We start from the raw sequence: 19,138 nt of genomic DNA on the forward strand, positions 1-19,138 counted from the left end.
GCCCTGGGTGGCCGGTAGCGAACTGCCGTCCGTGCGGTGGGAGTCTCCTAGCGAAGCGTGTCGGGGCAGATTTCATGCTGGGCGGCATCCAGTACGCCCGCAACGTCCATCGCGCCGAACGACATACGTCGAATATCGTCCGGCGAAGCCCCGCCGCGAAGCATCTGACACATCTGCGTGGCGTTCGAGAACAGCCCTCCTGGGAACTCGAATCGCATCGTGCCGTGGTCCTCGAGGTACTTGTAGAAGCTGTCGTAGTCCGCATGGGCTGGGGGCGCCACGGCCATCAAGGCGGCGACAAGAGCGGCACCGACTCCGGTCAACATGCTCACAGCAAACACTCTGACTACCTCCAGGGTTCGTAGTTGGGGCATATGTTGGCACACCACATACGACCCCGCTCGGTATGCGACCTGAGGCTAAGGCCCGATGAGACTTTTCCCGGCCGGACATGTGCCAACCCGGTCAGTGGCGGATGGCGGGATGGCGGCTCGCGCGGGAACCCGTAGAAACGAGTCAGGCCCCCTCGAAAGGGGGCCCGACCTGTTGGGGTGGCTGACGGGACTCGAACCCGCGACACCCAGGATCACAACCTGGTGCTCTACCAACTGAACTACAGCCACCATTGCTGCCCGACTAGCAAGCAGCGTCGTCGATACTAACCGCTAGGGCGCTCAGCGACCGAATCGATATCGTCGGGCGCGTCCACCGGCGGACCCAGCTCCCCGGCGATCGCAGCAATGTCGCTGGTAGAAGGCCCGGGCGGGGCGACGAACGCGGTGCGGCGGTAGTACTTCAATTCCCGGATGGACTCGTGGATATCGGCCAGTGCGCGGTGCGCCAGGCCCTTCGCCGGCTGGCCGAAGTAGATCCGGGGGTACCACCGACGGCACAACTCCTTGATCGAGCTGACGTCGATCATCCGGTAGTGCAGGTAGTCGTTGAGGGCGAGCATGTCGCGCGCCAGGAAACCTCGGTCGGTGCCGATCGAGTTGCCCGCCAGCGGCGCCGTCTTGGCCTGCTTGACGTGGGTGCGGATGTAGTCGAGCACCATCGCCTCGGCGGTGGCCAGGTCGACCGTCGAGGCTCTGACCTCGTCAATCAGGCCCGATCGGGTGTGCATGTCGGTCACCACAGGGCTCATCGCGTCCAGGTCCGCGTCGTCGGCGTGGATCACCACGTCAATACCGTCGCCCAGGATGTTCAGCTCGCCGTCGGTGACCAGGGCAGCGATCTCGATGAGCTTGTCCGAGCCCAGATCCAGGCCGGTCATCTCACAGTCGATCCAGACGAGTTCGTCTCGTGCAGCACTCACAGTGAGCCAACGTTAGCCGTTCGCCGCAGCCATAGGCGCACAGCGGTACAGACAGGCCAAGTAATGTCGTGACCTGTGAGTCCCGAGTCGGCGGCGAACGCCGCGCAGCAGATCGCGGCGGGCTATGTCGCAGACGGCCAGGCCCTCGAACTGGGCACGGTCGTCATCGACGACACCGCAGACGCCTCCGCGCAGGTCCGTATCCCGCTGGCCACAATCAACCGCCACGGTTTGGTGGCCGGCGCCACCGGCACCGGCAAGACCAAGACGTTGCAGGTGATCGCCGAGCAGCTGTCCGCCGCCGGTGTCCCGGTGCTGATGGCCGACGTCAAGGGCGACCTGTCCGGGCTGTCGCGGGCCGGGGAGGCGGGGGACAAGATCACCCAGCGCGCCACCGAGACCGGCGACGACTGGACGCCGACGGCGTTCCCGGTGGAGTTTCTGTCGCTGGGCACCGGTGGTCTGGGAATCCCGGTGCGCGCCACCATTTCCAGCTTCGGACCCATCCTGCTGTCGAAGGTATTGGGGCTCAATGCCACCCAGGAGTCGACCCTCGGGCTGATCTTCCACTGGGCAGACCAGAACGGTTATTTGCTGCTGGACCTGAAGGATTTGCGTTCGGTCATCACGTTTTTGACCAGCGATGCCGGCAAGCCCCAGCTGAAGAACCTCGGCGGGGTATCGGCGCAGACCGCGGGGGTGATTCTGCGGGCCCTGGTCAATCTGGAGGCCGAAGGTGGCGACACCTTCTTCGGTGAGCCGGAGCTCAAGCCGGAGGACTTGCTGCGCACTGACAGTCAGGGCCGCGGCATCATCTCGCTGCTGGAGCTGGGCGATCAAGCTGCCCGCCCGGTGTTGTTCTCCACCTTCTTGATGTGGGTGCTCGCCGACCTGTTCACGCTGCTTCCCGAGGTCGGGGACATCGACAAGCCCAAGCTGGTGTTCTTCTTCGACGAGGCGCACCTGCTGTTCGCCGACGCCTCGAAGGCGTTCCTGCAGCAGGTCGAGCAGACCGTGAAGCTGATCCGCTCCAAGGGCGTCGGGGTGTTCTTCTGCACGCAGTTGCCCACCGATGTGCCCAACAGCGTGCTGTCCCAGCTGGGCGCACGGATCCAGCATGCGTTGCGGGCGTTTACCCCCGACGACCAGGCGGCGCTGAGCAAAACGGTGCGCACCTACCCCAAAACCAAGGTGTATGACCTGGAGTCGGCGCTGACGTCGCTGGGGATCGGCGAGGCGATCGTCACCGTCCTGACGGAGAAGGGTGCCCCGACCCCGGTTGCCTGGACGCGGCTACGGGCACCGCGATCGCTGATGGCCTCCGTCGGTGACGCGGCGATCACCGCCGCGGCCACCGCCAGCCCGCTGCACGCGGTCTACAGCGAGACCGTGGATCGCGAGTCGGCCTATGAGATCTTGTCCGGCAAGCTCGCAGCGGGGGAGGGCAGTGCGCCGCCCTCCGACGCCCAGGGATACGACAGTGTGCCGCCGCCACCGAAAGTGCACTGGTGGACGCGGTTCGGTCGCTGGCTCGCCCACTTCCTCTCCACCCGGGAGGGCAAGCAGGTGACCCGTGCTGTCACCACCGTGGTGGTCGGTCAGATCACCCGCGGCGCAATGGGCACCGGGCGCCGCCGGCGCTGATCTGACGGCGGCGACCCGCTGCGCCCGGCTCCGCCGCGCTTGCGGTCGCCGCTAGCCCCCGCCGAGCTTTTTGTAGACCGCCCCCACAATGGGCGTGACAATGGCGCGCGGCGCGTAACCGCTGGCCATCGACATGGCCTTGGAGGTGATCCCGGGAACCACCCGCATCTTGTTACGCGCCAACGCATCCAGCGACAGCTTCGCGGTGTGCTGGGTGGAGATCCACAAGAAGTCCGGGATCAGCCGGTCGACCAACGAGGCCTCGGTGGCATCAGGCATTTCGGCGCGCACCGGCCCGGGCGCCAGCAACGTCACATGCACCCCGGACTTCAGCAGCTCGCCGCGCAGCGACTCGCTGAACGTGTTGGCGAACGCCTTGGTCGCGGCGTAGGTGGCGTTGTTGGGGATCGGTGAGTTGCCCGCCGCCGACCCGGAGATCAAGATGCCGCCGGCGCGGCGCTCGAGCATGCCGGGCAGCACCGCCAACACCAGGTCGTGCACGGCCAGCGCGTTGAGCTGCACCTGGGCCTTCTCCGCCGCCGGGTCCAGGCCCGAGATCGGCCCGAACGTCGCGGTGCCGGCATTGGCGCACAGCACTGAGATCTCCCGCCCGGCCAACTCGGCGCAGAACGCGTCACGTGCCGGCGGGTCGGCCAGGTCGACCGCGCGGACCTCGACCGCGACTCGGTACTTGTCGCGCAGCCGCGCCGCCACGTCGTTGAGCACGTCTTCGCGGCGCGCGGTGATGATCAGGGCGTGGCCGCGGGCGGCCAGCTCGGTGGCCAGCGCCTCACCGATTCCCTGGGACGCACCGGTGACGACGGCGCGGGCATCTGGGCTGGGAGCAGGAATTGGCATGGGGCAATCGTAGAGTGCGAGTCATGGGCGAGCCGGGGGCGGACAAGCCGGGGCGATCCCGGATCGTGGCGTGGGCCCTGTGGGACACCGGTGCGGCCGGCGTTTCCGCCATCGTGGTGACGTTCGTCTACTCGGTGTATCTGACCAGCAGTGTCGGGCGTGAGCTGCCCGGAGAGGTGTCCCCGGCCAGCTGGCTGGGCCGCACCCTGGCTATCTCCGGGCTGACCGTGGCCGCGGTCGCGCCGGTGATCGGGGTCTGGGTGGCCGCCCCGCACCGCCGTCGCGTGACGCTGGCGGTGCTGACCGGTACCGCGGCGGTGCTGACCGCCTCGATGAGCCTGATCCGTGACGAACCCGCCTACCTGGCTCCGGGACTGTTGCTATTGGCGCTGACCGCCGCGTGCGGCGACCTGGCCAGCGTGCCCTACAACGCCATGCTGCGGCAGTTGTCGACTCCGCAGAACTCTGGCCGGATCTCCGGATTCGGCTGGGCGGCCGGCTATGCCGGCAGCGTGGTGTTGTTGCTGCTGGTCTACGTCGGCTGCATCGCCGGCAGCGGCCCCACCCGCGGCCTGCTGCACTTGTCCACCGAAGGCGGACACAACGTTCGGGTCGCGATGCTGCTGGCCGCGGCCTGGCTGACGGTGTTCGCGCTGCCGCTGTTGCTCACTGCGCATCGTTTGGTCGGCGAGAGTGAGGCGCCTGCCCTGCGGCTCGGCTTCCTCGGCGGTTACCGCCAGCTCTGGCGCGACATCACTGCGGAATGGCACCGCGACCGCAACCTGGTCTTCTATCTGGTGGCCAGCGCGATCTTCCGCGACGGGTTGGCCGGGGTGTTCGCGTTCGGCGCGGTGCTGGGCGTCAACGTCTACGGCATCTCGGCCGGGGACGTGCTGATCTTCGGGGTGGCCGCCAGCGTGGTGGCGGCACTCGGGGCCATCGCCGGGGGGCTGCTCGACGACCGCATCGGGTCCAAGACCGTCATCGTGGGCTCCCTGGTGGTGATGATCACCGCCGGCACCACGTTGATGACGCTGTCGGGTCCAGGGGCGTTCTGGGCCTGCGGGCTGGTGCTGTGTCTGTTCATCGGGCCGACCCAATCCTCGGCGCGCACCCTGCTGCTGCGGATGGCCCAAGAAGGCCGGGATGGGTTCGAAGGAGTGGCGTTCGGCCTCTACACGATGACCGGTCGGGCAGTGTCGTTCCTGGCGCCGTGGCTGTTCTCGGTCTTCGTCGACGTCTTCGGCACCGACCGGGCGGGCATGGGCGGGCTGTGCACCGTTCTGCTGCTGGGCCTGTTGGCGCTGCTGCCGGTGCGGGTCAGCAGGGTTTGACGGCGACCCGCTTCGCCCGGGTTCGCCGCGCTTGCGATCGCCTTAGCCAGCTGCCGCGCACACCGTGAGAATCGAACCGGTGCGCTGACGGACCTGGGCGCCGTCCACCGATACCGAGCAGGTGACCTGCTCGCCGAAATTGACCACCGTGACCGCCGCAGCCGTCGTCGCCGGCGGCGTCAACGTCACCTGCTTGGTCCACGGCAGGGACACGTTGAACTCGGTCTGCAAGATCCCGCCGGTATCGATGTAGGCGATGCTCAGGGCCCGACCGGTCCCACTGACGCTGTAGACGATCGTCTCGGGCACGCCGGCCGTCGTCGATGTCGTCGGCGGCGCCGTGGTTGTGGTGCTGGGTGCCGGGGTCCGCGACGGCGAGGGCGTGGTGGTGGGAACGCGCTTGGGTACCGGGGTGCTCGGGGCGGTCGGCAACGGGGTCACCGGCGTGACGGTGGCCGAATTGCGCTGCGAGCCATTGGCGATCACCAGGGCGATCACCATGCCGACCACCAGCAGCACGGCGGCACCGGCCACCAAAAACAGCCAGTTCGGAAACCGCGGAGGCTCCGGCGGGCCACCCTCGCCGCCGCCTACGGGACCACCCTGAGGGGGCTGGGGCGCCTCCCAGTGCTGCCGTGGCAATTGCTCGGTCGGGTGGGGAGCCTGCGGCGGATAGCCGGGCGGGTACGACGGGAGCTGCCCGGCGTAGGCCGGGTCGACGTAGGGCGGATAGCCAGACGTCGGCGGCTCGGACGTTCCACCGCGCTGCCAGGGCTGATTAGCGCCCTCCGGTCGATACGGATCGGTCATGCCCACCTCATGGCTTGCAGGGTACCTGCGGCGGGCGTCTGCGGCCGGGACGTCGGCGCGCCGGCCTAAATTCCGGCCGCGCCCAGCGCGCTGATCGTCATCGCCCGCAACACCGCTCGCGAGCGCTCCGGGCCGGCCGACTTGGCGCCGATGGGCTTCATGCTGTGCGGGGTCGAGTTCAGCAGACCGAACGCGGCGTGGGCCATCAGCCGTGCATCGGCTTCGGCCAGCCCCGGGCGCAGCGCGCACAACACGCTCACCCACACCTCGACGTACTGCCGTTGGGCGCTGCGCACCTGACGCTGCGCGGCGGCCGGCAGATGCGCCAAGTCACGGTCCTGGATCCGGATCAGATCCGGCTCGCCGAGGGCGAAATCGAGATGAAAGTCGACCAGGCCATCCAGCACTTCCTGCGGACTGTCTCCACCCGCTTCCACGGCGCGCGCGCCGTCGAGCAACCGGGTGCTGATCCCGACCAGCAATTCGACCAGCAGTGCTTCCTTGCCTGCGAAGTGGCGATAGATGGCCGGGCCGCTGACTCCTGCGGCCGCACCGATGTCCTCCAACCGCACGGCGGGGTAGCCGCCCTGGGCGAAGAGGCGTTCGGCGGCCGCGAGCAACTGGCTACGCCGGTCGGACTTCAGCCGGCTGCGCCGGTTGCTGGGCTCGTCGTCGCCCGCCGAGTCAGCCGAGATGGACTTCGGAATAGAAGAAGCCATCACGCCTCCGATCCGTCGTGGACATCTCAGTTAATGGCCACTAACGTAACACCCGTCGCCGCGGAGCACATCCAGCTTCGGGCGGCACCGGTGGAGGGGCCGATGGCAACTGCGGTACCCGCGGCGCAGGACCACTTGTCCTACGCCCGCGGCGGGGCCCAGCCGGCCCTGTTGGAGACGACGATCGGCGCCACTCTCGCGGCGATCGCCAGCGCATTCCCCGATCGCGATGCGCTGGTTGACGTTTCGTCGGGTCGGCGCTGGAGCTACGCCGAGCTCTCCGCGGACGTGCGACGACTGGCAACCGGGCTGCTGCAGGCCGGAATCAGCCCCGGGGACCGGGTGGGCATCTGGGCGCCCAACTGTGCCGAATGGGTATTGACCCAGTACGCCACCGCCGAGATCGGGGCGGTTCTGGTCAACGTCAACCCGGCATATCGCTCCCACGAATTGGCCTATGCGCTCAAGCAGTCCGGGGTCGCGATGGTCATCTCGGCTACGCGTTTCAAAACCTCCGACTACGCCGCAATGCTGGGGGAGGTGGACCCCGCATGCCCGGACCTGCGCGAGGTGGTGTTCATTGGCCGTTCCCGGTGGCAGGAGCTGGCCGGCGCGCCGATCGATGCGACAGCACTGGCGCGGGTGGGCGCGACACTGCGCGCTCAAGATCCGATCAATATCCAATACACTTCGGGGACAACGGGTTACCCCAAGGGCGCGACGCTCAGTCATCGCAACATCCTCAACAACGGCTACCTGGTCGGTGAGCTGCTCGGCTACACCGAAACAGATCGGATCTGCCTTCCGGTGCCGCTGTATCACTGCTTCGGACTGGTGATGGGGAGCCTGGCGGCGACCAGTCACGGCGCCACCATCGTCTTGCCGGGGCCCGGCTTCGATCCCGCGGCCACGCTGCGGGCCGTGCAGGATGAGGCCTGCACCAGCCTCTATGGGGTGCCCACCATGTTCATCGCCGAGCTCGCGCTGCCCGACTTCGGCGAGTACGACCTGACCAGCCTGCGCACCGGGATCATGGCGGGATCGCCGTGCCCGGCCGAGGTGATGCGCCGGGTCATCGACGACATGCACATGGCCGGGGTCGCGATCTGCTACGGCATGACCGAGACCTCCCCGGTGTCGACCCAAACCCGTAGTGAGGACTCGCTGGTGCAGCGAGTCGAGACCGTCGGGCAGGTCGGCCCGCACCTGGAGATCAAGCTGACCGACCCGGCCACCGGAGCGACCGTGCCGCGCGGAGACGTCGGCGAGCTGTGCACCCGCGGCTACTCGGTGATGACCGGCTACTGGAACGACCCGGACAAGACCGCGGCGGCCATCGACGCCGAAGGCTGGATGCACACCGGCGATCTGGCCGTGATGGACGGCGACGGCTATCTGCGCATCACCGGGCGGATCAAGGACATGGTGATCCGCGGCGGGGAGAACATCTACCCGCGCGAGATCGAGGAATTCCTCTACACCCACCCCGACATCCGCGACGCCCAGGTCATCGGCGTGCCCGACGAAACCTACGGCGAAGAGCTGATGGCGGTGGTGATGATGCGCGACGGCGCGCCGCCGCTGACCGTCGAGCGGCTGCGGGCGTTCTGCACCGGCCGGCTCGCGCACTTCAAGGTGCCGCGCTACGTGCGGGTGGTGGCCGAGTTTCCGATGACGGTCACCGGCAAGGTCCGCAAGGACGAGATGCGCCAGCAGGCGATCGAGCATTTGGGCGGCGGCTGACAGGGCTGCTCGAGAATGGTATTCTCTGGCATCAGTTAATGAACATTAACTGAAATGAGGAGGGCGAGTGGCGATAGACAAGGTCGTGGCGACGGCGGCAGAGGCCGTGGCCGACGTGACCGACGGCGCGTCACTGGCGGTCGGCGGGTTCGGGCTCTGTGGCATTCCGGAGGCGTTGATCGAGGCCCTGCTGCAGCTCGGGGTGACCGATCTGGAGACGGTGTCGAACAACTGTGGTGTCGACGGCGTCGGGCTGGGTGTGCTGTTGGAGCACAAGCGCATCCGCCGCACCGTCAGCTCCTATGTGGGCGAGAACAAGGAATTCGCTCGCCAGTTTCTGTCCGGCGAGCTCGAGGTGGAGCTGACCCCGCAGGGCACCCTCGCCGAGCGGCTGCGCGCCGGCGGCGCCGGCATCCCGGCGTTCTACACGCCCACCGGAGTCGGCACCCAGGTTGCCGACGGCGGACTGCCGTGGCGCTACGACGGCGCCGGCGGGGTGGCGGTGGCCTCGCCGCCGAAAGAGACCCGGGAGTTCGACGGACGAACCTATGTCCTAGAGCGGGCGATCCGCACCGACTTCGCGCTGGTGCACGCCTGGAAAGGCGACCGGCACGGCAACCTCGTCTATCGGGAGGCCGCCGCCAACTTCAACCCGGACTGCGCTGCGGCAGGCCGAATCACCATCGCCGAGGTCGAGCACCTGGTCGAACCCGGCGAGATCTGCCCCGCCGAGGTGCACACCCAGGGAGTCTTCGTGCACCGGGTGGTGCACGTGCCCAATCCGATCAAGCGAATCGAGCGGGAGACGGTGCGCGCGTCATGACCCTGACACGAGACGAGTTGGCCGCACGGGTGGCCGCCGAACTGCGCGACGGCCAGTACGTCAACCTCGGCATCGGACTGCCCACCTTGATTCCCAACCACATCCCCGACGGTGTCAGCGTGGTGCTGCACTCGGAGAACGGAATCCTCGGGGTCGGCCCCTACCCGCTGCGCGAAGACCTCGACGCCGACCTGATCAACGCCGGCAAGGAAACCGTCACCACCTTGCCCGGTGCTTCCTTCTTCTCCTCGTCGGCGTCGTTCGGGGTCATCCGCGGTGGACACCTCGACGTGGCGGTCCTTGGTGCCATGCAGGTTTCGGCCGCCGGCGACCTGGCCAACTGGATGATCCCCGGCAAGATGATCAAGGGCATGGGCGGGGCGATGGACCTGGTGCACGGGGCGCGCCGGGTGATCGTGATGATGGAACACGCGGCCAAGGACGGCAGCGCCAAGATCGTCGAGCAGTGCACGCTGCCGCTCACCGGTGCCCGCTGCGTCAACCGGATCATCACCGACCTTGCCGTCATCGACGTCACCGAGGAAGGCCTGCGACTGATCGAGACCGCCCCGGGCGTCACCGTCGACGAAGTCGTCGCGAAAACCGACGCTTCGCTGGATCTTTCGGCACTGTCATGACCGCACCGGCATTCGCTGACGAACACCGTCGCCTGGTCGCGGAACTCAACACCAAGCTGGCGGCGGCCGCCCTGGGCGGCAACGAGCAGTCCCGCCAGCGCCACGTGGCGCGCGGAAAACTGTTGCCCCGCGACCGGGTTGACCGGCTGCTGGACCCCGGTAGCCCGTTTCTGGAATTGGCGCCGCTGGCCGCCGACGGCATGTACGACGACGAGTGCCCCGGGGCGGGGATCATCACCGGCATCGGGCGGGTCTCCGGCCGCGAATGCGTGATCGTCGCCAATGACGCCACCGTCAAGGGCGGCACCTACTACCCGGTGACGGTCAAAAAGCACCTGCGTGCCCAAGAGGTGGCGCTGGGCAACCGGCTGCCCTGTCTGTACCTGGTGGACTCCGGCGGAGCGTTCCTGCCCCGCCAGGACGAAGTCTTCCCCGACCGTGAGCACTTCGGCCGCATCTTCTTCAACCAGGCCACCATGAGCGCTGCGGGCATCCCGCAGATCGCGGCGGTGCTCGGTTCGTGCACCGCGGGCGGCGCCTACGTTCCGGCGATGAGCGATGAGGCCGTCATCGTCCGGGAGCAGGGCACCATCTTCCTGGGCGGTCCGCCGCTGGTGAAGGCCGCTACCGGTGAGGTGGTGACCGCCGAAGAACTCGGCGGCGGCGACCTGCACTCCCGCACCTCCGGGGTCACCGATTACCTGGCCGACGACGACGAGCACGCGCTGCGCATCGTGCGCCAGATCGCGGCCACCTTCGGTCCTCGCACTGAAAGCCCTTGGGAGATCAGCGACTCCGCCCCGCCCCAGCATGACCCGGCCGAGCTCTACGACGTGGTTCCCCCCGATCCCCGGGTGCCCTATGACGTGCGCCAGGTGATCGTGCGGCTGGTCGACGGTAGCGAGTTCAGTGAGTTCAAGGCCGAGTACGGCAAAACACTGGTGACCGCGTTCGCGCGCATCCACGGCCATCCGGTCGGGATCATCGCCAACAACGGGGTGCTGTTCGGGGAATCCGCCGTCAAAGGGGCGCACTTCATCGAACTGTGCGACAAGCGCTCGATCCCCCTGGTGTTCCTGCAGAACATCGCCGGGTTCATGGTCGGCCGCGACTATGAGGCCGGCGGCATCGCCAAGCACGGCGCCAAGATGGTCACCGCGGTGGCCTGTGCGCGGGTGCCCAAGCTGACCGTCGTGATCGGCGGGTCCTACGGGGCGGGCAACTACTCCATGTGCGGACGGGCGTACTCGCCCCGGTTCCTGTGGATGTGGCCCAACGCCCGGATCTCGGTGATGGGCGGCGAGCAGGCCGCATCGGTGCTGGCCACCGTGCGCAGCGATCAACTCGACGCCGCCGGCAAGCCATGGTCGGCGGCCGACGAGGAAGCCTTCAAGGCGCCGATCCGCGAGCAATACGAGGTGCAGGGCAACCCGTACTACTCGACCGCCCGGTTGTGGGATGACGGGATCATCGACCCGGCGGACACCAGAACAGTGCTGGGCCTTGCGCTTTCGGTCTGCTCGAACGCGCCTTTGGACCCGGTCTCCTACGGCGTATTCCGGATGTGAGCGCACATGTTTGAAACCGTCTTGATAGCCAACCGCGGTGAGATCGCGGTGCGCGTGATCCGCACCCTGCGCCGGATGGGCATTCGGTCAGTAGCCGTCTACAGCGATGCCGACGCCGGCGCGCGTCACGTGCGCGAAGCCGATACCGCGGTGCGCCTGGGGCCCGCACCGGTGCTGGAGAGCTACCTGTCGATACCCGAGGTGCTCGAGGCGGCCGCGGCCACCGGAGCCCAGGCCATTCATCCCGGCTACGGATTCCTTTCCGAGAACGCCGGATTCGCGGCCGCCTGCGAGCGGGCCGGAGTGGTGTTCATCGGGCCGCCGGCCCGGGCCATCGAGGTGATGGGCGACAAGATCTCGGCGAAGAACACCGTCACCGCCTTTGAGGTGCCGGTGGTTCCGGGTATCGCCAAACCCGGTCTGTCCGACGACGAGCTGGTGGCCGCGGCAGGCGAGATCGGCTACCCGGTGCTGATCAAGCCGTCGGCCGGCGGTGGTGGCAAGGGCATGCACCTGGTCGAGGACCCGGCCCAGCTGCGCCCGGCGCTGGCCACCGCACGGCGCGAAGCGGCTTCGGCGTTCGGTGACGACACCCTGTTTCTGGAGCGATTCGTGCTGCGGCCCCGCCACATCGAGGTGCAGGTGCTCGCCGACACCCAGGGCAACGTGGTGCACCTGGGCGAACGCGAATGTAGCCTGCAGCGACGCCACCAGAAGGTGATCGAAGAGGCGCCGTCGCCGCTGCTGGACGCCGCCACCGGGGACCGGATCGGCACGGCGGCCTGCAACACCGCGCGCAGCGTGGACTACGTCGGCGCCGGCACCGTGGAATTCATCGTCTCGGCGGATCGCCCCGATGAGTTCTTCTTCATGGAGATGAACACCCGACTGCAGGTGGAACACCCGGTCACCGAAGCGATCACCGGCCTGGACCTGGTTGAGTGGCAGCTGCGGGTGGCCGCCGGGGAGAAGTTGTCCTTCACTCAGGACGACATCACCTTCACCGGGCACGCCGTCGAAGCCCGGGTATATGCCGAGGACCCGGCCCGCGGCTTCCTGCCCACCGGTGGGCGAGTGCTGGCGGTGCACGAACCCACCGGTCCGGGGGTGCGGGTGGACTCGTCCTTGCAGGACGGCACCGTCGTCGGCAGCGACTACGACCCGATGTTGTCCAAGGTGATCGCGCACGGGGCCGACCGGGCGCAGGCACTGGCGCGCCTCGATGCGGCGCTGGCCGGCACGGCGGTGTTCGGGGTGCAGACCAACGTCGAGTTCCTGCGGTTCCTGCTCGTCGATGAGCGAGTGGTCGCCGGTGACCTGGACACCGAACTATTGGACGCCCGGTCGGGTGATTTCAGGCCGGTCCCGGCCCCCGACGATGTACTGGCAGCCGCTGGCCTCTACCGGCAGTGGGCGCTGGCCGGGCGATTTCGGCGCGGTAATCACCGCTCAGTGGGCGAAACCGCGCCGAAATCGCTGTGGGATGCGCCCAGCGGATGGCGAATCGGCGCGGCGGCACCGGTGCGCACCGAGATGCACACCCCGCTGCGCACCGAGACGGTATCGGTGTGGGGCCTGCCCGATGCGGCGCAGGTGCAGATCGGTGACGGCGATATCCAGAGCGCCAGCGCCCATGTCGAAGGCGACCAGCTGATCGCCACGGTGGCCGGGCGGCAACGCCGCTACCTGTTCGCCGAGGACGACGGCCAACTGTGGATCTGCGACGAACGCGGAAGCTGGCAGCTGCGGGAGGCCGAAGTGGTGCGGGTGCACCGCGGCGGCGGGGCCCGCAGCGCCGAGATCGCCAGCCCGATGCCGGGCACCGTGATCGCTGTCAGTGCTGACTCGGAATCGACTGTCGGCGAAGGTGATCCGGTGGTCGTGGTGGAGGCGATGAAGATGGAGCACACCCTGACCGCCCCGATTTCCGGCCGGGTGCAGGTGTTGGTAGCGGTGGGCGAGCAAGTGAAGGTGGATCAGGTGCTGGCGCGGCTGATCCCGGAGGAAGAGACCGAGGAAGCGAAATCATGACCACCATCGAGGCAGGCACCCTGCCCAGCCACTACCAGGACTTGCGCGATACCGTCGCCGAGTTCGCCCGCACCGTCGTCGCTCCGGTGGCGGCCAAGCACGATGAAGAGCACAGCTTCCCCTACGAAGTCATCGCCAAGATGGGGGAGATGGGGCTGTTCGGCCTGCCGTTCCCCGAGGAGTACGGCGGCATGGGCGGCGACTACTTTGCCCTGGCGCTCGCCCTGGAGGAACTCGGCAAGGTCGATCAGTCGGTGGCGATGACCCTGGAGGCCGGCGTCGGCCTGGGGGCGATGCCGATCTACCGGTTCGGCTCCGAGGAACAGAAGCAGACCTGGCTGCCGGATCTGGTGAGCGGTCGGAGACTGGCGGGATTCGGACTGACCGAACCGGGCGCCGGCTCCGATGCCAGCGGCACCAGGACCACCGCCCGCCGCGACGGCGACGAGTGGGTGATCAACGGCACCAAGCAGTTCATCACCAACTCCGGCACCGACATCACCTCACTGGTGACGGTCACCGCCGTCACCGGAACCCGGCCGGATGGCAAGAAGGACATCTCCACGATCATCGTTCCTTCCGGCACACCGGGATTCACCGTGGAACCGGCCTACAACAAGGTCGGCTGGAACGCCTCGGACACCCACCCGCTGACCTTCGCCGACGCCCGCGTTCCCCAAGCCAACCTGCTCGGTGACGAGGGCCGGGGCTACGCGAACTTCCTGTCCATCCTGGACGAGGGCCGCATCGCGATCGCCGCGGTCGCCACCGGGGTGGCGCAGGGCTGCGTCGACGAAAGCGTCAAGTACGCCGGTGAGCGTGAGGCGTTCGGCCAGACGATCGGCTCCTACCAGGCGATCAGCTTCAAGATCGCCCGGATGGAGGCGCGGGCCCACGTCGCCCGTACCGCTTACTACGACGCCGCCGCGAAGATGTTGGCGGGCAAGCCGTTCAAGAAGGAGGCGGCGATCGCCAAGATGATCTCCTCGGAAGCGGCGATGGACAACGCTCGCGACGCCACCCAGATCCACGGCGGCTACGGCTTCATCAACGAATACCCGGTGGCCCGGCATTACCGGGACAGCAAGATCCTCGAGATCGGCGAGGGCACCACCGAGGTGCAGCTGATGCTGATCGCACGATCGTTGGGGCTGTGATGAGGACGTCCCGCGAGCCGGAATCTGGCGACGCAACACCGGCGTGTCGCGTCGCAGAATTCCGACTCGGCGGCGGAAATAGCGGAAGGGAAACGGCGTGAGCAAGACGGTCGAGCAGCGCGGACTGTGGTTCGAGGAATACGAGATCGGCACCACCTACCTGCACCGGCCCGGGCGCACCATCACCGAAGCCGACAACGTGCTGTTCACCACGCTGACCATGAACACCCAATCGCTGCACCTGGATGCGGCGTGGGCGGCCCAGCAGCCGGGCTTCCGCGGTGAGCGCCTGGTGAATTCGATGTTCACCCTCTCCACGCTGGTCGGCCTGTCGGTGGCGCAGCTGACGTTGGGCACCATCGTGGCCAACCTGGGCTTCTCGGAGGTGTCGTTCCCCAAGCCGGTGTTTCACGGTGACACGCTGTATGCCGAGACGGTCTGCACCGACAAGCGGGAGTCCAAGAGCCGCCCCGGCGAGGGCATCGTCACGTTGGAGCACGTCGGGCGTAACCAGAACGGCGACATTGTCGCCCGCGCGGTACGCACCACGCTGGTGCGCAAGAAGCCCGCGGGGGACCAGTGAGCACCGGTCCGGCCTGGCTGTTCTGCCCGGCGGATCGCCCGGAGCGATACGGCAAAGCGGCCGCGGTCGCCGACGTGGTGATCCTCGACCTGGAAGACGGGGTGGCCGCCGCGGATCGGCCCGCCGCCCGCGAAGCGCTGCGGAGCACGCCCCTTGACCCGGAGCGGACCGTGGTGCGGGTGAACCCGGCCGGCACCGAGGACCAGGCCCGCGACTTGGAGGCACTGGCCGACACCGCCTACACCACGGTGATGCTGGCCAAGACCGAATCCGCTGCCCAGGTCGCCGCACTGGCGCCGCGGCAGGTGGTGGCCCTGATCGAGACGCCACGCGGCGCGGTGTTCTGCGCCGAGATCGCCGCCGCACAGCAATGCGTCGCGATGATGTGGGGCGCCGAAGATCTGGTCGCGGCCATGGGCGGCGGCTCCAGTCGGCACGACCAATCAGGTTCTCAAGGCCGGTATCGCGATGTGGCCCGCCACGTGCGCTCGAGTGTGTTGTTGGCGGCATCGACCTTCGGCCGGGCCGCGCTGGATGCCGTCTACCTCAACATCGGCGACCTCGACGGGCTCAAAGCCGAAGCACTCGATGGCGCCGCGGTCGGATTCGCTGCTACGGTGTGCATCCACCCGAGCCAGATCGCGGTGGTCCGCGACGCCTATCGGCCCGCCCCGGAACGGGTTGACTGGGCGCGCAGGGTGCTCGCCGCGGCGCAGACCGAGCGCGGGGTGTTCGCGTTCGAAGGACAGATGGTCGACTCCCCGGTACTACGGCACGCGGAAGCCATCCTGCGGCGGGCGGATTGATGCACCAGGAGGACTGACCGCGCATGCGCATCACCCAGATCATCGAGACACCGGTGCGCTTGCGCGGCGAGGTCGCCAACGCCTTGGTGGATTTCTCCCGGCACACGGTGTCACTGGTCGCGGTGGTCAGCGATCAGATCCGCGACGGGAAGCCGGTGACCGGAGTCGCGTTCAATTCGATCGGCCGATTCGCCCAGAGCGGCATCCTGGCCGACCGGATGATCCCGCGGGTGCTGCGCGCAAACCCCGAGTCGCTGCTTGACGATGCCGGTCGGATCGATCCCGCTCGGGTGCTGACTTGTGCGCTGGCAGACGAAAAGCCCGGCGGGCACGGCGATCGGGCCGGTGCGGCGGCCGCACTGGAGCTGGCGTGCTGGGATCTCAACGCCAAGCTCGCCGACGAGCCCGCCTACCGCACCATTGCCGGGTATTTCGGCCGCGACACCGTTCCCGCGGCTGTCCCGGTGTATGCCGCCGGCGGCTACTACTACCCGGGCGATGATTCGGACGCTGGCCTGGATCGGCTGCGCAGCGAGATCCGCGGCTATCTCGATCTGGGCTACGACGCGGTCAAGATGAAGATCGGCGGCGCGTCGACGAGCGAGGACCTGGCGCGCGTCGAGGCCGTGATCGACATTGTCGGCAGCGGGGCCCGAGTCGCCGTGGACGCCAATGGCCGGTTCGACGAGGCCGCCGCGGTGCAGTGGGCACAGGCGCTGAGCCCGTTTGGCCTGCGTTGGTACGAAGAGCCCGGTGACCCGCTCGATTTCGCGTTGAATGCCGCGGTCATTGAGGCCTACGACGGCGCCGTCGCCACCGGAGAGAACCTGTTCTCGGTGCGCGATGCGACCAACTTGGTTCGCTACGCCGGTATGCGGCCGAGCCGCGACATCTTCCAGATGGACGCCGGACTCAGCTATGGGCTGACCGAATACGCCCGGATGATCGAGGTTCTCGAGGCGCACGGCTTTGATCGTCGCTTGGCCTTCCCGCACGGCGGGCACCTGATCAATCTGCACATCGTGGTCGCGCTGGGCCTGGGCGGCTGCGAGTCCTATCCCGGGGTGTTCGCACCGTTCGGCGGCTATTCGCCGGGTTGTGTGCTGGCCGAGGGCACCATCGCGCCGACCGACGCGCCGGGTTTCGGGCTGGAGGAGAAGCCCGATCTGGCTGCCGTGATTGCCGACCTGGTGGGATGAGCGGATGAAGATAGCGGTCATCGGTTGCGGCGCCATGGGTTCCATCTATGCCGCCAAGTTGGCGGCGGCCGGCAATGACGTGCTGGCCGTGGACCGGTCAAGCGCGCACGTCGACGCCATCGTCGCGGGCGGCCTGCGGATCAGCGGACCGCAGCCCGACCAGGTGGTTCCCATGCGGGCGGCCACCACCGCGCCGGCCGAGCCGATGGATCTGGTGGTGCTGGCGGTTAAGGCCGCCGACGTCGCCACCGGGGCCAATCAGGCACTGCCGCTGCTCGGCGAGAACACTCCGGTGTTGACCATCCAGAACGGACTCGGGTCGGCCGACACCGTTGCCGACATCGTCGGCGCAGGCCGAGTGGCGGTGGGCATCGCCAGCGGATTCGGGGCCTCGCGTCCCGCCCCGGGGCATGTGCACCACAACGCGATGCGCGCCGTCCGGTTCGGCGCCTATGCGGCGCTGCCGTTTTCGACTGTCGACCAGATCGCTCGGGTGTGGTCGGAGGCGGGATTCGACGCGGCCGCGGTCGCCGACATCGCCGCCATGCAGTGGGAGAAGCTCATCTGCAACGCCGCCTACAGTGCGCCGTGCGCGCTGACCGGTATGACGGTGGGCCAGGTCATGGATGACGCAGACATGGGACCGGTCAGCCGCGCCACGGCGACTGAGGCCTGGACTGTGGCCCGGGCCGCTGGGATCGGCATCGACGTGGCAGACCCGGTCGAGCATGTCCGGGCCTTTGGTGCGCAGATGCCGAACGCCAAACCGTCTGCACTGCTGGATCATCTGGCCCGCCGCGTCAGCGAGATCGACGTCATCAACGGCGCCGTGGTGCGCACCGCCGTGCAGGTGGGGGAGCACGCCCCGGTGAACTCCACGCTGACCGCGCTGGTCAAAGCGGTTGAACGTCAGTGGTCCACGCCCCAGGGCTGAACACCACGCCGACCGGCGTTCAGCTCCGCCCCGTTTTCGCCGGCGGCGCTAGCGTGGATTGGCATGACCGATGACAAGGCGCGAGTGGACCTGAGCGGGTCCCCGCAGACCATGCTCGCGACGCTGTACGCCAAGGCGCTGGATGCCGATCTGCCCGAGCCCATCCTGGGTGATCGCTACGCCAAGGACGTGGTCGCACGCATCGACTACGACTGGCGCAAGACCACCATCACCGCGGCTCGCTCACCGTCGGTGACCACCCGCTCGGCACACTTCGATGGCTGGGCTAGCCGATTCCTGGCGGCCAACCCCGACGCCGTAGTGCTGCACCTGGGCTGTGGGCTCGACGCAAGATACTTCCGGCTGCAACCGGGCGATGGAATCGACTGGTATGACATCGACTATCCCGATGTCGCCGCCCTGCGCCGGCAGCTGCTGCCCGAGCGACCGCACAACCACGTGGTGGCGGCGTCGGTCACCGACCCGGCATGGTTCGCCGAAATACCTACCGGCCGCCCAACATTGATGCTCGGCGAAGGCCTGACCATGTACCTCACCGAACCCGACGGGGTGGCGTTGCTGCGCCGGGTCGTCGAGCACGCCCCGAGCGGGGAGCTGCAGTTCGACGCCTTCAATTGGCTGGGCATCAAGTCGCAATGGTCCAACGCGGTGGTGCGCAGATCCGGGGCGACGCTGCACTGGGCGATCAACGGCCCCGACGACATTCTTGCCGCGGTGCCGGGCACCCGGCTCTTGCAATGGGAGCGCTGGTTCGAGTCGGCCACCTTCGCCCAACTGCCGCGCGCCTACCGGGCGCTGGGCAAGGCGATGTCGTTGATCCCGGCGGTGGCGAACATGTCGCAGTATCACCGCTACGCCTTCTGAGCTGCGCAGACAAGATGGTCCGCGAAACCATTGACGAATTACGTTACGTAATGTAATTGTTTAGAGCGTGAGTCGCCGACAGCGGATGCCA

At 67.9% G+C, this 19,138-nt stretch carries 17 protein-coding genes, 1 tRNA gene and 1 pseudogene; 13 read left to right on the forward strand and 6 right to left on the reverse strand.

The annotated features are described in order from the left end of the window. Positions 1–47 precede the first annotated feature (47 nt). From RCP37_RS06890 to orn, 3 genes are all read right to left on the reverse strand, one after another. On the reverse strand, positions 48–326 hold the full coding sequence (locus RCP37_RS06890; RefSeq protein ID WP_308486974.1) for a DUF732 domain-containing protein: 279 nt from the start codon (positions 324–326) through the stop codon (positions 48–50). Between the two features lie 221 nt (positions 327–547). Beyond that, a tRNA-His gene (locus RCP37_RS06895) sits at positions 548–623 on the reverse strand. Between the two features lie 35 nt (positions 624–658). Next, a complete protein-coding gene (gene orn / locus RCP37_RS06900) occupies positions 659–1,315 on the reverse strand; it encodes an oligoribonuclease (RefSeq protein ID WP_308486183.1) in 657 nt (218 codons plus the stop codon). Positions 1,316–1,390: 75 nt separating this feature from the next. Here orn and RCP37_RS06905 point away from each other — a divergent pair, with 75 nt between their 5' ends. After that, entirely contained in the window at positions 1,391–2,959 is a 1,569-nt protein-coding gene (locus RCP37_RS06905; protein ID WP_308486184.1) for a helicase HerA-like domain-containing protein, read from the forward strand. A 51-nt stretch (positions 2,960–3,010) separates the two neighbouring features. On the opposite strand, the gene cmrA is transcribed toward RCP37_RS06905, so the two are convergent. Then, positions 3,011–3,817 carry a mycolate reductase gene (gene cmrA, locus RCP37_RS06910; RefSeq protein ID WP_308486185.1) on the reverse strand — a complete coding sequence of 269 codons (807 nt, stop codon included), beginning with the start codon at positions 3,815–3,817 and terminating at the stop codon, positions 3,011–3,013. 23 nt (positions 3,818–3,840) lie between these two features. On the opposite strand from cmrA, the gene RCP37_RS06915 reads away from it, so the two are divergent. Then, positions 3,841–5,151 carry an MFS transporter gene (locus RCP37_RS06915; protein ID WP_308486186.1) on the forward strand — a complete coding sequence of 437 codons (1,311 nt, stop codon included), beginning with the start codon at positions 3,841–3,843 and terminating at the stop codon, positions 5,149–5,151. A gap of 42 nt (positions 5,152–5,193) precedes the next feature. On the opposite strand, the gene RCP37_RS06920 is transcribed toward RCP37_RS06915, so the two are convergent. Both RCP37_RS06920 and RCP37_RS06925 read right to left on the reverse strand, forming a co-directional pair. Beyond that, positions 5,194–5,961 carry an MmpS family transport accessory protein gene (locus tag RCP37_RS06920; RefSeq protein ID WP_308486187.1) on the reverse strand — a complete coding sequence of 256 codons (768 nt, stop codon included), beginning with the start codon at positions 5,959–5,961 and terminating at the stop codon, positions 5,194–5,196. A 65-nt stretch (positions 5,962–6,026) separates the two neighbouring features. Further along, a complete protein-coding gene (locus RCP37_RS06925; protein WP_308486188.1) occupies positions 6,027–6,680 on the reverse strand; it encodes an SACE_7040 family transcriptional regulator in 654 nt (217 codons plus the stop codon). Positions 6,681–6,782: 102 nt separating this feature from the next. On the opposite strand from RCP37_RS06925, the gene RCP37_RS06930 reads away from it, so the two are divergent. From RCP37_RS06930 to RCP37_RS06980, 11 genes and pseudogenes are all read left to right on the forward strand, one after another. Further along, the gene (locus tag RCP37_RS06930) at positions 6,783–8,423 is read left to right on the forward strand and encodes an AMP-binding protein (protein WP_308486189.1); all 1,641 of its coding nucleotides are present in this window, start codon (positions 6,783–6,785) and stop codon (positions 8,421–8,423) included. Positions 8,424–8,496: 73 nt separating this feature from the next. Beyond that, positions 8,497–9,246: a CoA transferase subunit A gene (locus tag RCP37_RS06935; protein WP_046283826.1), complete on the forward strand. Its 750-nt coding sequence runs from the start codon at positions 8,497–8,499 to the stop codon at positions 9,244–9,246. Continuing rightward, complete coding sequence (locus RCP37_RS06940; RefSeq protein WP_308486190.1) at positions 9,243–9,884, forward strand: 3-oxoacid CoA-transferase subunit B; 642 nt, start codon at positions 9,243–9,245, stop codon at positions 9,882–9,884. The genes RCP37_RS06935 and RCP37_RS06940 overlap by 4 nt, the downstream gene beginning before the upstream one ends. After that, complete coding sequence (locus tag RCP37_RS06945; protein ID WP_308486191.1) at positions 9,881–11,452, forward strand: carboxyl transferase domain-containing protein; 1,572 nt, start codon at positions 9,881–9,883, stop codon at positions 11,450–11,452. Before RCP37_RS06940 ends, RCP37_RS06945 begins: the two co-directional genes overlap by 4 nt. Positions 11,453–11,458: 6 nt before the next feature. Continuing rightward, complete coding sequence (locus RCP37_RS06950; RefSeq protein ID WP_308486192.1) at positions 11,459–13,483, forward strand: acetyl/propionyl/methylcrotonyl-CoA carboxylase subunit alpha; 2,025 nt, start codon at positions 11,459–11,461, stop codon at positions 13,481–13,483. Further along, positions 13,480–14,640, forward strand: a complete 1,161-nt coding sequence (locus RCP37_RS06955) for an acyl-CoA dehydrogenase family protein (protein ID WP_308486193.1) — start codon at positions 13,480–13,482, stop codon at positions 14,638–14,640. The genes RCP37_RS06950 and RCP37_RS06955 overlap by 4 nt, the downstream gene beginning before the upstream one ends. Then, a pseudogene (locus RCP37_RS06960) lies at positions 14,640–15,223 on the forward strand (MaoC family dehydratase). The gene RCP37_RS06955 and the pseudogene RCP37_RS06960 overlap by 1 nt, the downstream one beginning before the upstream one ends. Continuing rightward, positions 15,220–16,029, forward strand: coding sequence for an HpcH/HpaI aldolase/citrate lyase family protein (locus RCP37_RS06965; RefSeq protein WP_308486194.1), 810 nt, complete (start codon positions 15,220–15,222; stop codon positions 16,027–16,029). The pseudogene RCP37_RS06960 and the gene RCP37_RS06965 overlap by 4 nt, the downstream one beginning before the upstream one ends. Before the next feature lie 23 nt (positions 16,030–16,052). After that, positions 16,053–17,228, forward strand: coding sequence for an enolase C-terminal domain-like protein (locus RCP37_RS06970; protein WP_308486195.1), 1,176 nt, complete (start codon positions 16,053–16,055; stop codon positions 17,226–17,228). A gap of 4 nt (positions 17,229–17,232) precedes the next feature. Then, entirely contained in the window at positions 17,233–18,162 is a 930-nt protein-coding gene (locus RCP37_RS06975; RefSeq protein ID WP_308486196.1) for a ketopantoate reductase family protein, read from the forward strand. Between the two features lie 63 nt (positions 18,163–18,225). Next, positions 18,226–19,047, forward strand: a complete 822-nt coding sequence (locus tag RCP37_RS06980) for a class I SAM-dependent methyltransferase (RefSeq protein WP_308486197.1) — start codon at positions 18,226–18,228, stop codon at positions 19,045–19,047. The last annotated feature ends 91 nt before the right edge of the window (positions 19,048–19,138 follow it).

The sequence above is a fragment of the Mycolicibacter sp. MU0102 genome (genome assembly GCF_963378105.1).
Lineage (GTDB): Bacteria > Actinomycetota > Actinomycetes > Mycobacteriales > Mycobacteriaceae > Mycobacterium > Mycobacterium holstebronense.